This is a genomic window from Neobacillus niacini (assembly GCF_030817695.1).
In the GTDB taxonomy this organism is placed as follows: Bacteria; Bacillota; Bacilli; order Bacillales; family Cytobacillaceae; genus Neobacillus; species Neobacillus niacini_F.
In genome coordinates this window covers 3,801,964-3,817,190 of the sequence record NZ_JAUSZQ010000002.1, presented here as the reverse complement: position 1 = coordinate 3,817,190, position 15,227 = coordinate 3,801,964, and the positions used below count along the sequence as shown (strand labels likewise).

The 15,227-nt window shown below is 38.8% G+C and carries 14 protein-coding genes; 10 read left to right on the top strand and 4 right to left on the bottom strand.

Annotated features, from left to right (window positions below):
- Nucleotides 1-206: 206 nt before the first annotated feature.
- A complete protein-coding gene (locus QFZ28_RS19275; RefSeq protein ID WP_307196148.1) occupies nucleotides 207-371 on the bottom strand; it encodes a hypothetical protein in 165 nt (54 codons plus the stop codon).
- 180 nt (nucleotides 372-551) lie between these two features.
- On the opposite strand from QFZ28_RS19275, the gene QFZ28_RS19270 reads away from it, so the two are divergent.
- The 3 genes from QFZ28_RS19270 to QFZ28_RS19260 all read left to right on the top strand — a co-directional run bounded on the left by QFZ28_RS19270 (nucleotide 552) and on the right by QFZ28_RS19260 (nucleotide 3,941).
- Nucleotides 552-1,217: a GntR family transcriptional regulator gene (locus QFZ28_RS19270; RefSeq protein ID WP_307197078.1), complete on the top strand. Its 666-nt coding sequence runs from the start codon at nucleotides 552-554 to the stop codon at nucleotides 1,215-1,217.
- 5 nt (nucleotides 1,218-1,222) lie between these two features.
- Nucleotides 1,223-2,197 carry a DMT family transporter gene (locus tag QFZ28_RS19265; RefSeq protein WP_307196147.1) on the top strand — a complete coding sequence of 325 codons (975 nt, stop codon included), beginning with the start codon at nucleotides 1,223-1,225 and terminating at the stop codon, nucleotides 2,195-2,197.
- Between the two features lie 301 nt (nucleotides 2,198-2,498).
- Nucleotides 2,499-3,941: a glycoside hydrolase family 1 protein gene (locus QFZ28_RS19260; protein ID WP_307196146.1), complete on the top strand. Its 1,443-nt coding sequence runs from the start codon at nucleotides 2,499-2,501 to the stop codon at nucleotides 3,939-3,941.
- 69 nt (nucleotides 3,942-4,010) lie between these two features.
- Here the strand turns inward: QFZ28_RS19260 and QFZ28_RS19255 are convergent, their stop codons facing one another.
- Nucleotides 4,011-4,211 (bottom strand): heavy-metal-associated domain-containing protein, encoded by a 201-nt coding sequence (locus tag QFZ28_RS19255; RefSeq protein ID WP_307197077.1) that lies wholly within the window; start codon nucleotides 4,209-4,211, stop codon nucleotides 4,011-4,013.
- A 191-nt stretch (nucleotides 4,212-4,402) separates the two neighbouring features.
- Between QFZ28_RS19255 and QFZ28_RS19250 the strand changes: the two genes are divergently transcribed.
- Nucleotides 4,403-4,744, top strand: a complete 342-nt coding sequence (locus QFZ28_RS19250; protein WP_307196145.1) for a hypothetical protein — start codon at nucleotides 4,403-4,405, stop codon at nucleotides 4,742-4,744.
- Nucleotides 4,745-4,924: 180 nt separating this feature from the next.
- Here QFZ28_RS19250 and QFZ28_RS19245 read toward each other — a convergent pair whose 3' ends face one another.
- The gene (locus tag QFZ28_RS19245) at nucleotides 4,925-6,232 is read right to left on the bottom strand and encodes a M14 family zinc carboxypeptidase (RefSeq protein WP_307196144.1); all 1,308 of its coding nucleotides are present in this window, start codon (nucleotides 6,230-6,232) and stop codon (nucleotides 4,925-4,927) included.
- A 223-nt stretch (nucleotides 6,233-6,455) separates the two neighbouring features.
- Nucleotides 6,456-8,285 carry a helix-turn-helix domain-containing protein gene (locus tag QFZ28_RS19240; protein ID WP_307196143.1) on the bottom strand — a complete coding sequence of 610 codons (1,830 nt, stop codon included), beginning with the start codon at nucleotides 8,283-8,285 and terminating at the stop codon, nucleotides 6,456-6,458.
- Between the two features lie 259 nt (nucleotides 8,286-8,544).
- On the opposite strand from QFZ28_RS19240, the gene QFZ28_RS19235 reads away from it, so the two are divergent.
- The 6 genes from QFZ28_RS19235 (at nucleotide 8,545) to QFZ28_RS19210 (ending at nucleotide 15,195) form a co-directional block, all read left to right on the top strand.
- Complete coding sequence (locus QFZ28_RS19235; protein ID WP_307196142.1) at nucleotides 8,545-9,684, top strand: acyl-CoA dehydrogenase; 1,140 nt, start codon at nucleotides 8,545-8,547, stop codon at nucleotides 9,682-9,684.
- Between the two features lie 33 nt (nucleotides 9,685-9,717).
- Entirely contained in the window at nucleotides 9,718-11,688 is a 1,971-nt protein-coding gene (locus tag QFZ28_RS19230; RefSeq protein ID WP_307196141.1) for an acetate--CoA ligase, read from the top strand.
- 168 nt (nucleotides 11,689-11,856) lie between these two features.
- Nucleotides 11,857-13,218 (top strand): acetyl-CoA carboxylase biotin carboxylase subunit, encoded by a 1,362-nt coding sequence (locus tag QFZ28_RS19225; RefSeq protein WP_307197076.1) that lies wholly within the window; start codon nucleotides 11,857-11,859, stop codon nucleotides 13,216-13,218.
- Nucleotides 13,219-13,229: 11 nt separating this feature from the next.
- On the top strand, nucleotides 13,230-13,442 hold the full coding sequence (locus tag QFZ28_RS19220) for an acetyl-CoA carboxylase biotin carboxyl carrier protein subunit (protein ID WP_307196140.1): 213 nt from the start codon (nucleotides 13,230-13,232) through the stop codon (nucleotides 13,440-13,442).
- 30 nt (nucleotides 13,443-13,472) lie between these two features.
- The gene (locus tag QFZ28_RS19215; protein ID WP_307196139.1) at nucleotides 13,473-14,399 is read left to right on the top strand and encodes a hydroxymethylglutaryl-CoA lyase; all 927 of its coding nucleotides are present in this window, start codon (nucleotides 13,473-13,475) and stop codon (nucleotides 14,397-14,399) included.
- Between the two features lie 13 nt (nucleotides 14,400-14,412).
- Nucleotides 14,413-15,195 (top strand): enoyl-CoA hydratase, encoded by a 783-nt coding sequence (locus QFZ28_RS19210; RefSeq protein ID WP_307196138.1) that lies wholly within the window; start codon nucleotides 14,413-14,415, stop codon nucleotides 15,193-15,195.
- The last annotated feature ends 32 nt before the right edge of the window (nucleotides 15,196-15,227 follow it).

Here is a 15,227-nt window from a genome sequence, read left to right as displayed (position 1 = left end):
TACAACTATTTTCTTAGCTGGAGTTTATGTAGGAATTACAGTGTTTAATTAAGATCTTCAATTATTTCATAGATGTTGGGTTTTAACTAGAGATGCTATAGTAGCGTCTCTTCTTTTTTGAAAATTTTTCTCTCAACAAAAAAGTAAAATTGCCCACTTCTAATGTAATATAAAAAACGCCATAAAATGGCGTTGTAGTTTAAGTATTATTGGTTGTCTCTATTTCGCCCCCTATTTTGACCATTATTTTGATTATCAGGAGTAACGGCATCCACAACATTTTCTAGAGCTTGCCCAATTTTGTCCATAATTCCACTGTCATTGTTATTTTCGCGATTATTATTTCCTTGACGATTTTTTTGATTTTCCATTTTTATCGCCTCCAAATAATAGAGTGTGTAATTTAAAAATAATTAACCCGATTAAAAAAAATATTGAACAAAACAATCCTTAGTTACTTACGGTACATTCAAAATAATAGTTGAATGTTATGTCGATGATGGAGGATTGAATTGATTGTAAAAAAAACCAATATGCGATATATTGGTTTTATGGAAAAGAACATGATAAAACCAATTAAACGTTTATCGTTTAGAGATGAAGTATATCAAACTTTAAAAAAATCAATTATCAACCTTGAATTACAACCTGAGGAACGCTTAAGTGACAAAGAATTAGCAGAGAAGTTTGGAATTAGCCGAACTCCTGTTAGAGAAGCACTTAAACGACTTGAGGATGAAGGACTTGTTGAGTCACTTCCAGGATCATCTACCCGCGTAGCACCATTAAAGTTAGAGGAGGCGAAACATGCATTTACAGTTGTAGCAGCTTTACATGCGCTAGCTGCTCGACTGGCAAGTCCTTTATTAAAGGATACGGATATTGAAGAGTTAGAGCTTAGCAATAAGACTTTGCGACTGGCTATTGAAGAGGGTGATGTGATTAAGGCAATGGAGGCAGATGGATCTTTCCACAAGGTTTTCCTAGACGTGGCAAAGAACCCTGAAATTGCATTGACATTGGAACTTATTGTTCCTAAAATTCAACGTCTAGAAATCTCACAATTCATTTCAGTTAAAGGGTTAAAATCGGTAGAACAACACCAACAAATAATTTCAGCATGTAAAAATCACGAGCATGAAAGAGTAGTCCGTCTTGTGGAAGATAACTGGCTAAGTCTCGGCGAACTATTATCACAGCAAGTGGGGCAGAGGTGAGTTCAGTGAAATCAATCGTAATAGGTATTTGTGCAGCCTTCTTCTTTGCTTTTACTTTTGTTCTTAATGCATCTATGGAGTTGTCTGGCGGCAGTTGGATTTGGAGTGCCTCGCTCCGATATATCTTTATGGTCCCATTTCTCCTCGGCATTGTCATCATGAGGAAAAACCTACGACCGCTCTGGAATGAAATGAGAAAACAACCAGGGAAATGGATACTATGGAGTTTTGTTGGCTTCGGGTTATTCTATGCTCCCTTATGTTTTGCCTCTGCATACTCACCAGGCTGGCTGATCGCGGGTACATGGCAAATTACGATTATTTCAGGTGCATTACTGGCACCGTTATTTTTCGAAACGATCCATACAAAGAATGGGACATTACAGATAAGAGGGAAAATTCCCTTTAGAGGTCTAATCATGTCAATGATTATTCTATTAGGTATTGTTCTCATGCAATTGGAACACGCAAAGCAACTTTCATTAGAAAATGTATTATTGGGAGTTGTCCCAATTCTAATCGCATCATTTGCCTATCCTTTGGGAAATCGCAAAATGATGGATGTATGTGAAGGCCGTTTAGATGCTTATCAACGAGTGTTAGGAATGACATTAGCAAGTCTTCCTTTCTGGCTTTTACTTTCCTTTTATGGGTTGTTTACCGTCGGATTGCCTAGTAGAGGGCAAAGTATCCAATCCTTATTGGTCGCACTTTCTTCAGGAATTATTGCCACTGTCTTATTTTTTATGGCCACAGATATGGTTAGAGGTAATATGCAAAAGTTAGCTGCTGTTGAAGCAACACAGTCCATGGAAGTGGTTTTTGCATTAGTTGGGGAACTACTATTTCTATCCATACCGCTTCCTACCCCAATATCCTGGGTCGGTATTTTTATTGTGATTCTTGGAATGATTCTCCATAGCTATGTTTCAAATAAAAGAGTGGAAAGTTATTTAAATCAGTCAGTGAACATCAACTAAATGACGAAAAGCCAAAATTCTCTAATTGGGATTTTGGCTTTCTTTTATTCTCTGCATATACCATGTCCTGAATAGACAATCAAATCACCAATCTTAAACACAGTGCTACCTCCTTTAAAATACATCGTCAACTAGGTTGACCATGGCAGTTCTTTTAATGCTTAAGCATTACAACTTTATAATAAATTTGGAAAAACAGAGTAGGTTAAAAAGTAGGGTATGTGGGTTTATTTAAACCTCCTGAAATAATGGTTGTTATCTATTGTTTTAACTACAGTAAACTGATTGGAGGATTAAAGGATTGAATTCTACACAAAAGGTGTTTCCTGAAGGTTTTTTATGGGGCGGTGCAACTGCTGCTAACCAAATAGAGGGCGGATTTAATGAAGGGAATAAGGGTTTAAATATTGCCGATGTTCTGCCGGGCGGAAAAGAGCGCCTGAAAATATTAATGTCTGCTGGTTTTAACTTTGAAATCAATCGCGAGAAATATACCTATCCAAATCATGAAGCCATAGATTTTTATCATCGTTACAAAGAGGATATCGCTCTGTTTGCCGAAATGGGCTTTAAAGTGTTTCGGATGTCGATAGCGTGGACAAGGATTTTCCCAAATGGTGATGAGCAGCTACCAAATGAAGAGGGGTTGGCTTTTTACGACCAGGTTTTTGATGAATTACTGAAGTATGGAATTGAACCTGTAGTCACGATTTCTCACTATGAAATGCCGCTTCACCTGGTAAAAGAATATGGGGGCTGGAGAAATCGCCAGGTTGTTGCCTTTTTTGAAAGGTATGCGAATGTCATTCTTAAACGTTATAAGGATAAAGTGAGATATTGGATGACCTTCAATGAAATCAACGGTGCATTAAAGATGCCAATTATGAGTATGGGATTTTCCCCTCAAAATGAAGAAAATCATTACCAGGAGACATTCCAGGCATTCCATCACCAATTTGTTGCTAGTGCTATAGCAGTAAAAGCCTGTAAGGAATTGATTCCAAGTGCAAAAATTGGCTGTATGATTCTTTTTGCTCCTGTTTATTCTTACGACTGCAATCCAGAAAACATTATGTATGCCTTGAAAGAAGAGGAATTGTTTAATTATTTCTGTGCAGATGTTCATGTACGCGGAGAATATCCAGCCTTCATTAAGCGCTTCTTTAAAGAGAAGAATATACAATTGGACATTCATGATGGTGATTTGGACATTATCAAAGAAGGTACTGTAGATTATATTGGATTAAGTTATTACATGTCCCGTACGGATAAAAAAGAAAAAACTGAAGAAGAAAAGGCACAAGGAAATATTGTTGGCGGTGTAAAAAACCCATTCCTTAAGGCTAGTGACTGGGGCTGGGAGATTGATCCGGTTGGTTTACGTATCAGCTTAAACAAGCTTTATGGAAGATACCAGGTCCCACTTTTTGTGGTTGAAAATGGATTAGGCGCGTACGACCAATTGGAGAAAGACGGTTCCATCCATGATAACTACCGGATTGATTACCTCCGGGAACATGTCGAGGCGATGAGGGAGGCAATAGAAGATGGCGTGGAACTGATGGGATATACCGCCTGGGGTTGTATAGACTTAGTCAGTATGTCAACCGGTGAAATGTCGAAGCGCTATGGATTTATCTATGTCGATAAGAACGATGACGGAAGTGGAACACTAGAACGTAGAAAGAAAGAATCATTCCATTGGTATAAAAAAGTGATTGAAAGTAATGGAGAGGTCTTATAAACCATTCAGAAGTGCTAATAACAGGCAAAACCGTTTATTTAGAATGTGGCGGTTTTGCCTTTTTAGCACCTATTCTAAAAGGTGTAATCCATGCTCTTGAATCCTACTAATAATTTTCTCCTGAGCAACCTGATTTTCATTATAAGTAATTTTCACCTCACCATCCTCTGTATCAACCAAGGCTCTTTCAATACCATCCATTTGCATAAGAATGGTTTCAACTGTTTGAATTGGTACCATACTTGTTGCTTCTTTAATAAAAAGAGTCATATCTGCCACTTGATATCTTCCTTCCCGTAATGATTTTTTTCTTCAGCCTTATTATCTTTCCCTTTTACTATTCATTTGCATACGAGAGAGTTTATTTCGCTTTTTACCTAAGAGGGACATTTTACTTGAATGTTCTTAATAAAGAACATATAATGATAGTGAATTGTTAATTAATGGAGGTGAAATGTATTGTGATACGGCAGGAAGTTGTTATTTTTGCTCGTACATATGATTTCAAGAATGATGAAGGAAAATTAGTTCAAGTTGGAGAAATTCATATTCTTAGTAAAAAACAAGCTTTGTCTAACGGAAATGGTGTTTCGAATGGTCACAAAATCGCTCAGGTGGAAGTTCCATTTGAACTGGCTCAAAAGATTATTGGACAAGTACCAGCTGTCTGTGATATTGAATATGAAATTACAGTGGTCAATAAAGCGCTCGTACTTCTCCCAAAAAATGTTCAAGTGATTAAAGAGATAGAAAGTTTGAATCTATTAGAGGAACCCGATTATATAAGAACATTTGGAAGATAGTATAGTAAAGGGACAAAGCATGAATAAGTAAATGTGCTTTGTTTTTTTGCGGTTAAGATAAAAAACTCAACATGACGTTAGTTTCAATTTTAGAATACCAAAAAAGGCTGACCCTAAAAGTAATGGTTACTAATACTTTTAGGGTCAGCCTCAATGTATATTCTTTCTGATAAGAAGATATTAATCCCTTGTTGTAGGGTCTTCAATTCTGTTTGTTGATTCTGGAATCGCGTCATAAATTGCCGGATCCACATCGTGAATCGATCCGTCGGCAAGTCCTTTAAATACTTCAAATAATGGTACTTTTACTGTTTCCTTTAGCATCCCGGCTTGTTTTTGTCCAAGTGTTTGGCTTTGTCCTTTGATTTCAATCAACATGATCGCAGCATCATTTAAAGCAAACGCTCCAAGTGCTGTACCTGGAAGGTTAACATCAGGATATTTTTGAACAGCGCCATAATGAGAGTTCCCTCTTTGGAGAGCAAGATTGGCAAGCGCGTTAACTTGTTTCCCTAGTTTCAATACATCTGCGTCGACTTCATAGTAGTTACCTGTGAACGGATCCGTATAAGGGTCTGCCACTACAGCAGCGACTTGGACAGGGACAGATCTGTTGTCCTCGTCAGAAAGGGTATTAAATCCGCGGTGGTGAACATCAACAAATACATCAGGTCTAAATTCTTTAAAAACCTTTGTTACGGTACGTGCCTCGGCTGTTACATAGAAACCGCCATAATTGCTGTTGTTGGTTTCTCTACTATTCAGGAATTGTGCTATTTCAGCTGGATCTTCCTCTTCTACCCTAAAATCTAAATTTGGATTGTAGTCTCGGTTTTGGTCGTAACCAGGGATTCCATAAACCACACGACCATCATTTGCCTGACCTCTTTCACTGCCATCTGCGTTATAGTACCAAGGCGCCAATGTATCTGCAGGTAGAGCTATATTTTCTGGAAGCCAGGTTTGGTGTGTATAACGAGTAGGGTACCATTTTCCTTCAAATGTATTATCTGATCCTTCAGGATTAATTCTTGGCATAATCCAAATGGACACGTTTTCTAGGATTTCATCGACTTCCTGTCCGCCGTTTGATAATTTTTGAATAATATCAATGGCAGCCTCTGTTCCAATTTGTTCGTTACCGTGAATTTGCGTTGTAATTAAGATTCTTTTTTTGTTAGGATTGGCATCACCGAATTTGACAAGATAAAGGGGATCTCCTTTTTCTGCTTCTGTCTTATATCCATCTAATGTATGGTTAGAATATCCGACAACTTCTAACTTCATTTTCCCTTTAGATGAAGATTCTAGGTTCTTAAGCGTTTTGGCTAGTTCCTCATTTGACATATAGCTGGATAAAGAGATGTTTTGCTCACCCTCAATATAAGGTCCATTTGGATTTGATTGAGGTCCAGCCAATGCAGTAGACGATATTGCCATGGTAAATGCCATCGCGGTTGGGATTACAACCTTTGAAAACTTTTTCATAGAAATTTCCCCCCAGTATGTAATAGCTACCACTTTATTATTTCGAGTATAGAAATAACTGGTAGTTATTAAGTATATTACCAGAGGAGATTATAGATATTAACTGAAAAATTAATGTAGTTAGAAAAATGAATCAATAGAACTTATCCATCATTTCGTTTCGGACCCTATTACCTAATTTGCTCTTTTTAATAATTGGGCTTTTTTTCCTGTTTCTAGTAATTTAACTTTTAATCTTCTGTAATATATCTTTATCTTTTATAAACTGATAAATATTTATGGCTAAATGAATATTAAATAAGGAATGGCTATCATTTAAATCACTTACTAGAATTTCCTCAATACGCTTTAAACGATAGCTTAGGGTATTTATATGAATATGCAAGGATTCTGCGGTTTTCTTGATGTTTTGATTTTGGTCTAAATAAACAACAAGCGTGCTTAACAGTTCGCCTTTTCTAGATTGTTCGTATTGAATTAAAGGACCTAAAACTTCCTGGATAAAATCAATTAATTCTTCCTCTGAATTTTGTAAAATAAACCTTTGAACCCCAAGATCGGTATAACTAATGACTCTATCATCAAAGGAAAAGTTTTTGAGAAATTTTATGCACTTGGTCGCTTCTACAAATGACTCATGGATAAGGGTAAGACCTTGCTTCATTCTTCCAATGCCGATGGACACGTCTATTTCACTATATTTATTATTGATTTCTAACTGTAACTTTTTTGCAAGTTCTTTTAATTCAGCAACAATGTTGGACGAAGAAACTCTTGAGTGCAAGGAGAGAAGAGCAACAATTTGATTTTTATCCCTTACTGCCGTTACTTGAAAGTTCCTACCAAGCAATGTCATATTAGTCATATGGAGTAAATTTCTTATAACGGGATCACCAAAAACCTTTTGCTCGTTTACTTTATCCTTAACATTAATGATAATAGCCACGTAGTTCCAGTTAGGATCAAAATTTAAATTTTTTGCTTTCTGAATTAGTACCTCATCAATCTGTCCTGAAAAAAGCTTGGTTACGAATTCGCCTCTTAAACGCTGCTGTGTATCAAATACCGCTTGCTCTTTTACAAGTTCAAGAGAAATGACCGTACAAGCATGTTCAAGAGCGGCGATATCCACATTACTAACTTTTTGTTGAGAAAGGATGATTAGACCACCAAGAGACTTTTGCTTAGATCCAAGCGGTAAAACAACTAATTGATATGTATCGTCTATTAATGTTATTTCGGAAACGGTATGTGAGTTTTCTAGTGTTAGGATAATTTGCTTTGCATACGCTTTCATATATTCGGTCATTTCAATAGAAAATGAGGAATGACATGCGGAAGCCCTTAGCTCTCCTATTTCATCAAAGAGAAACAGGTGCTGTCCAATTGTATTATGTATATAATTCAAAATGGATTGAATACCTTCTCCATTCACAACAAGATTAGCTAAGTTTCGATGGATTTCAATGGAATGGGAAAGCGTGTGAACCATTTTTTCTTTTTCAAAAAATAGTTTGGATCTTTCCAAGGCAACCGCAGCTTGGTGACCAATCGCTTCTAATAAATGAATATCCTCTTGTTTAAACTGCAATGATTGTTCAAACGAGTCTAATGTAATGACCCCAATACATTTTCCCTTTTGTAAAATTGGGGAAGAAATGACAGAGGTAAAGTGGAAATTACTCGGAATAGCCTGATCTAATAAATCTCTATTATATGGTGTTAATGTAGAAAGTGCCTGTTTAACTTCCCCCTCATCCCAAAAAATAAGACATTTTTTTGCTGCAAAAGCCATTCCTGTCATGGATTCACCGCTGACAAGTTTAATTTGCCTAAAAATATGTGGATAAAATAATCCTTGCGCTGATTTTGCGATCAGTCGATTCTGGTTTTTGTCAAAAATCCATATCGAGCCGCCCCCAGCAGCTTCAACCACGGATATCGTTTCACTCATGATGGATTCAAAAATGGTATTAATATCTAATTTCGAATTAATTACGTTGGACACATGGATTAAGGACTTTAGCTGCCGATGAGTTAATGTATCTTGCATCGTTCATCACTCTTCCTCTATGAAATTAAATTCTTTTACATTTCGGTCCATTTTATGTTTTTGTGTAAAAGTCACAAATTTATTACAACTATATTCATGAAAACGTACATAGCATAATAATGCTAATCGTTATATTCTGATTATAAGAAAATTTAGACAGTAATGAAAGGGGGGCTGTACATAGAAAAGTGAGTTTACTAGTTTGTTTTTATATTTTTTTACTTAAAACAATCAGGATATTGGAAGGGGTTGTAAATAAATGAATTTTGATTTAACGAAAGAACAAGAGATGATCCGCAATTTAATTCGGGATTTTGCCGATGCTGAGGTTGCTCCAGGGGCCGATGACCGTGATCGAACGGGGGATTTCCCTAAGGAAGTATTTTCAAAATTAGCAGAGCTAGGCATCATGGGTCTTCCTTTCCCTGAACAATATGGGGGTGGTGAAGCAGACACAATCAGCTTTGCAATCGTCGTTGAAGAACTTAGCCGTGTTTGTGCATCCACAGGTATTACATATTCCGCACATATTTCATTAGGCGGGGCTCCACTTAATTTATTTGGTACCCACGAGCAAAAAGAAAAATACTTAACACCCATTTGTACTGGAGAATCCTTCGGGGCATTTGGATTGACGGAACCAAATGCAGGCTCTGATGCAGGGGGAACCCAAACAACAGCAGTTCTTGATGGAGATGAGTGGGTCATTAACGGCTCTAAATGTTTCATTACGAATGCAAGCTACGCCAAGCACCTGGCAGTGACCGCGGTAACAGACCGCTCTAAAGGAATCAACGGTATCACAGCATTTATTGTTCCTACTAATGCTAAAGGATTCACTGTGATTGATAACTACGAAAAAATGGGTCTACATGCTTCGAACACCACAGAACTTATCATGGACAATGTAAGAGTTCCTAAAGAAAATCTGTTAGGTACAATTGGAAACGGTTACAAACAATTTTTAGCTACTCTTGATGGTGGAAGAATTGGAATTGGTGCCATGGCGGTAGGTATTGCTCAAGGAGCATATGAAAAATCTCTTCAATATGCAAAAGAAAGAAAACAGTTTGGAAAAAGTCTATCCAACTTCCAGGCCATCCAATTTAAGCTGGCTGACATGGCCATGAATATCGAATTAGCCCGGAATATGGTTTTCAAAGCAGCCTGGTTAAAGGATCAAGGACGAGTGTTTAAGAAGGAAGCCGCATATGCAAAGTTATTTGCTTCGGAAATTTGTATGCGTGCATGTGACCAAGCGGTTCAAATTCATGGCGGATATGGATATATGAAGGAATATCAAGTTGAGCGATTCTTCCGTGACGCAAAACTCTTGGAAATTGGTGAGGGAACATCAGAAGTTCAACGAATGGTAATTGCTAAACAAATCGGATGTTAAGTGAAAAAATATCATTGTTAAAGGAGCCAGTATATGGATATCAGTGGAATTTTACAAGTCGTTTCAAATAGTAAACTCATTTATCCAGCAGAAGAAAAAGTGCGTTCAACCTCGATTGGAAGCACCGAAGCTTTTCAAGAACTTCTTAAACAATCCCAAGTAGATCCTGCAACATTCTGGGACCGTGCAGCACGTGAACTTGTTTGGTATGAACCATGGAAAGAAACCATAAGTGGAGAACTTCCTGATTTTCGCTTTTTTACCGGCGGCATTAGTAACCCGAGTGTAAATTTGCTAGATCGGCATATCGAAAATGGTGCAGGAAACCGAACCGCTCTGATTTGGGAGGGTGAGAACGGGGACAGTAAATTTTACACGTATAACATGCTTCTTGCCGAAGTAAATCGTTTTGCGAATGTTCTTAAATCATTCGGAGTAAAAAAAGGCGATTGTGTAGCTATTTTTCTTCCCAATTTAGCTGAAGCGATTATTTCTGTTTTAGCCTGTTTTCGGATTGGCGCTATTTACAATACAATTTTCTCAGGTTATTCCGAAAAATCATTGACGGACAGACTAGTCAATTTTGAGCCGAAAGTATTGATTACGGCGGACGCAACTGAACGCAGGGGGAAAGTCATTCGTCTAAAGGAAAAAGTCGACCAGGTTGTACCATCAATCGCTTCTATCAAAGCTGTCATTGTTGTAAACCGACTAGATTCAGAGGTTCAAATGAAAGAAGGCAGAGATTACTGGTGGCATGAACAGACAAAAGCAGCAAGCATTGTTTGTGATCCTGAGAGAATCGAAGCAAATGATAGCGGTATAGTTTTTTATACAAGTGGTACCACCGGTAAACCAAAAGGTGTTGTACATTCCGGCATGGCTTTTGTCATTCAGAACTATATATATGCCAAGTATCATATGGATCATCATCATGACGATGTTTTCTGGTGTACTGCGGATATCGGCTGGTTAACCATGCATATTTGGGGAATTACAGGTGCCTTAGCAAATGGTGTAACAACCGTTATCTTTGAAGGAGCAGTGGATTATCCAACCAAGGACCGTTTTTATCAAATTATTGAAAAATACAGGGTGAATAAACTATTTACTGCCCCAACCGCATTAAGAATGTTAAAAAGTATGGGAGAAAAGGTTTTAGAGAAATTTGATCTATCTTGTCTCGATGTAATTTCTCTTGTTGGAGAACCTTTCGATCCTGAGACATGGTATTGGACATATGACGTGTTAGGAAAGAAGAAAGTATATATCAATAATACTTGGGGTCAAACCGAAACGGCGGGGTCGCCAATTGCGGGAGCAGCCTGGCTGACACCAATGAAACCGGGTGCTGCTGGCACTGCCTTTTTAGGTGCTGTTTTGGATGTTGTTAATGAAGAAGGAAATCCAGTTCAACATGGAAGGCTCGGAAATCTCGTTATTCGAAAACCATTTCCTATGCTTTGCCGAACACTTTGGAAAGAACCAGAGCGATATTACGCCTCCTATTTTAGCCAAGTAGATGGCTGCTATTATGCCAGCGACCTGGCATTAATCGATCATGACGGATATTTATGGGTTGTTGGCCGTTCGGATGATGCGTTTAATGTAGCAGGACATCGTTTAAGTACAATGGAGATGGAAAGTGCTGTACTAGAATGTTCAGGCGTTTCTGAAACTGCGATTATTGGAATCCCTGACGAAATTAAGGGTGAGGTTCCGTTTGTATTTGTCCGTCTCGCCGATGGCTTTGAGGGTACAGAAGAATTAAAGCAGCAAATAAATGCTCAAATCATTCAACAAATCGGTAAGATTGCAGCTCCAAAATCAATTATTTTTACAGATATGCTGCCGAAAACAGTCAGCGGAAAAATCATGCGCCGCTTATTAAAGGAAATTGTGGTATCAGGTAAGGTTCAAGGCGACATTACAGGACTAGAAGATCCAGCTACCGTTCTTCAAATACAAAAGGTTGTTGCTGAAAAAACATCCGTTAAAAGGTAGTTATAGAGCGAGTCATTTGTCAGGAACATTTTTGGCAAATGACTGGTTCCATTTACAAGAATGAGAGTTAAAGATAGTTGAAAAAATACGTAAATTTTTACATATCATTGTAATGAAGCTTCGAGTATGGAACCTATTTTAATAGAAGCTAGAAAGGGTGAAAAAGGCATGTTCAAAAAAGTATTAATTGCTAATCGCGGCGAAATCGCTGTTCGTGTAATACGTACATGCAAGGCCTTAGGGATTACAACGATTGGAGTTTACTCCGAAGCTGATGGTGATGCCCCACATGTAAAGATCGCAGATGAAGCCTATTTAATCGGAGGATCACGGGTAGCAGAAAGCTATTTAAATATCAATAAAATTCTAGAGGTCGCTCGAGAAACGGGAGCGGAAGCAATCCACCCTGGATATGGACTGCTCTCAGAAAATGCTGAATTTGCCCGCCGTTGTGAGGAAGCAGGTCTTATTTTCATCGGCCCTTCTCCAAAGGTTATTTCGAAAATGGGGAGTAAGATTGAATCACGCAAAGTGATGGAGGAAGCAGGTGTACCTGTCGTCCCAGGGATTACCTACCCGCTGACAGATGCAGAGGAAGCAGTAGAAGTGGCAGACCGAATCGGTTACCCTGTAATGCTGAAGGCCTCCGCAGGGGGTGGAGGAATTGGCATGCAAGTGGTCCATAACGGCGATGAAATCCGAAAAGCTTTTGCCGGGAACCAAAAACGGGCTACTGACTTCTTTGGCGACGGATCAATGTATATTGAAAAATTTGTGGCAAATCCAAGACATATTGAGATTCAAATTTTAGCAGACGGTTTTGGAAATACCGTTTACCTTTGGGAACGTGAATGTTCGATCCAGCGCCGTCATCAAAAAGTTGTAGAAGAAGCCCCATCATCGTTTATAACTGAAAATACCCGTACCAAGATGGGCGAGGCTGCAGTCAAAGCGGCAAAATCAATTGGATATAAAAATGCAGGAACCATCGAGTTCTTAGTGGATGAAGAGCAAAATTTCTATTTTCTTGAAATGAATACTCGTTTACAGGTGGAGCACCCAGTTACAGAAGAAATTACAGGATTAGACTTAGTCGAACAACAATTACAAATTGCTGCAGGTGAACCGTTGAATTTTTCTCAGGAAGATGTCAAACGTGAGGGACATGCGATTGAGGTTCGAATCTATGCCGAAGATCCTAAAACATTTTTCCCTTCACCTGGAAAAATAACTAAATTAGAGTTGCCGGACGGACCGGGTGTTCGACATGAATTAGCGATTCACGGTCAATCCGTGGTCACTCCTTTTTATGATCCCATGATTGCAAAGCTGGTTGTCAAAGGCAGCAGCCGTGAAGAGGCAATCAATCGCCTGCAAGCTGCATTGGCCGATTATCATATTGAAGGAATTAAAACAAATATTCCTATGTTGCAAGAAGTTGTTGCTCATTCAGCATTCCATTCGGGCGATACGACAACAGACTTTGTCAGCAAGTATTTAAAAACGAATAAAACAAACAAGGTAAAATAGGAGGAATTATCATGAGTGAGATCATTGCAAGTATGGCAGGAAGTGTGTGGAAGGTATTAGTTCAAGTTGGAGATCAAGTAGAAGAGGGTCAGGATGTTGTAATTTTAGAATCGATGAAAATGGAAATTCCAATTGCCGCTGATTTCGATGGAACGGTGAAAGAAGTAAAAGTGGCAGAGGGCGAATTTGTAAATGAAGGGGACGTCATTGTAGTAGTCGAATAAGCCTGGGTAAGGTGGAAAGGAGATGGAGCAATGAAGTGGCCGGAAGGGGTAACGATTAAAGAGGTTGGTCCTCGTGATGGATTACAAAACGAAAAGACCTTTATCTCAACAGATGATAAAATTGCTTGGATTAATCAATTGTCAGAAAGTGGACTTAAACATATTGAGATTACCTCTTTTGTGAATCCAAAATGGATTCCTGCACTTTCAGATGCAACTGCGGTTGCAACTGGCATTACCAAAGTGCCTGGTGTCACCTATACAGCACTCGTTCCAAACCTTCGTGGCTTGGAACGGGCATTTCAATCGAACGTAGACGAAATCGCAGTGTTTATGTCAGCTAGTGAAACTCATAATCAGAAAAATATCAATAAAAGTATTGATCAGACTTTTCCTGTGTTACGAGATTTGGTTAGAGAAACCATTATGGCAGGGAAAATTAGCAGAGGATATGTTTCAACCGTATTTGGCTGTCCGTATGAAGGACATGTGAAAATCGAAAGTGTCATAAGAGTTTCGGAAAACTTATTTGAAATGGGGATTGCAGAGCTGTCTCTCGGGGATACAATCGGTGTGGCTAATCCAAAGCAAGTTCAAGATGTTTTGGAGGTTTTATTGAAGAGATTTCCTGCTGATAATTTAGCCATGCATTTTCATGATACAAGGGGAACGGCTTTGGCCAACATCTTAGTATCATTAGAAATGGGGGTTACCACTTTTGATTCTTCCCTTGGCGGCTTAGGAGGATGCCCATATGCGCCTGGTGCCTCTGGGAACGTAGCAACAGACGATTTACTTTATATGCTTCACGGGATGGGCATTCACACTGGAGTTGATCAGCATAAGTTACTTCATGCATCGCAATTTATTCAGGAAAAGATTGGCAGAACTTTACCTAGTAAAAGTTTTCAAGCCGCAAGCTCAGCGCTGGGTGGAACGCTTGGAAGTACTGTGTGAGAAAGGTGAGATCATGAGTAAAACCATAGTGGTTAACAAGATGGATAACGGAATCATGATGATTACGTTAAATAGGCCAGAAGCTGCAAATGCTTTATCGATAGAGATGTTAGAGGGTCTCCGTGACGCACTTCTTAGATGTAAATATGATCGATCAGTACGTTGTATCGTGATTACAGGGGCTGGGGAGAAGGCTTTTTGTGCAGGAGCTGATTTAAAAGAAAGAGCTGGTATGGATGCGGTTCAGGTGAGGAAGACGGTTTCTTTGATTCGCGATACTATCAACTCTTTAGAATTATTACCCCAACCAGTCATAGCCGCTATGAACGGCGTAGCTTTTGGCGGGGGAACGGAACTCGCTCTTGCTTGTGATATCCGTATTGCCTCTGAAACTGCGAAGCTTGGTCTAACGGAAACATCACTGGGAATTATACCTGGTGCCGGCGGAACACAGCGTTTACCAAGATTAGTAGGAAAGGGACGTGCCAAAGAGCTCATATACACAGCTAGAAGAATTGATGCAAATGAAGCCCTTAAAATTGGATTAGTAGAGTATACGGTCCCATTTGCAAGTTTACTAGATAAAGCGTTAGATATTGCAGGACAAATTGTTCGGAATGGCCCTATTGCCGTTACACAAGCAAAGTTCGCAATCGATAAGGGCTATGATGTTGACCTAAACACCGGTCTTGCCATTGAGCAAAATGCCTATGAAGTGACGATTCCAACAAAAGATCGGTTAGAAGGATTACAGGCTTTTAAAGAGAAACGTACTCCAAATTATATTGGGGAATAAGAAACTTACATGAATCGAGGAGGAAAAATGAC

Coding starts and splice junctions, on each gene's coding strand:
- QFZ28_RS19275 (WP_307196148.1), bottom strand. CDS start 371: ATGGAAAATCAAAAAAATCGTCAAGGAAATAATAATCGCGAAAATAAC.
- QFZ28_RS19270 (WP_307197078.1), top strand. CDS start 552: ATGGAAAAGAACATGATAAAACCAATTAAACGTTTATCGTTTAGAGAT.
- QFZ28_RS19255 (WP_307197077.1), bottom strand. CDS start 4,211: ATGACTCTTTTTATTAAAGAAGCAACAAGTATGGTACCAATTCAAACA.
- QFZ28_RS19245 (WP_307196144.1), bottom strand. CDS start 6,232: ATGAAAAAGTTTTCAAAGGTTGTAATCCCAACCGCGATGGCATTTACC.
- QFZ28_RS19240 (WP_307196143.1), bottom strand. CDS start 8,285: ATGCAAGATACATTAACTCATCGGCAGCTAAAGTCCTTAATCCATGTG.
- QFZ28_RS19235 (WP_307196142.1), top strand. CDS start 8,545: ATGAATTTTGATTTAACGAAAGAACAAGAGATGATCCGCAATTTAATT.
- QFZ28_RS19230 (WP_307196141.1), top strand. CDS start 9,718: ATGGATATCAGTGGAATTTTACAAGTCGTTTCAAATAGTAAACTCATT.
- QFZ28_RS19225 (WP_307197076.1), top strand. CDS start 11,857: ATGTTCAAAAAAGTATTAATTGCTAATCGCGGCGAAATCGCTGTTCGT.
- QFZ28_RS19220 (WP_307196140.1), top strand. CDS start 13,230: ATGAGTGAGATCATTGCAAGTATGGCAGGAAGTGTGTGGAAGGTATTA.
- QFZ28_RS19215 (WP_307196139.1), top strand. CDS start 13,473: ATGAAGTGGCCGGAAGGGGTAACGATTAAAGAGGTTGGTCCTCGTGAT.
- QFZ28_RS19210 (WP_307196138.1), top strand. CDS start 14,413: ATGAGTAAAACCATAGTGGTTAACAAGATGGATAACGGAATCATGATG.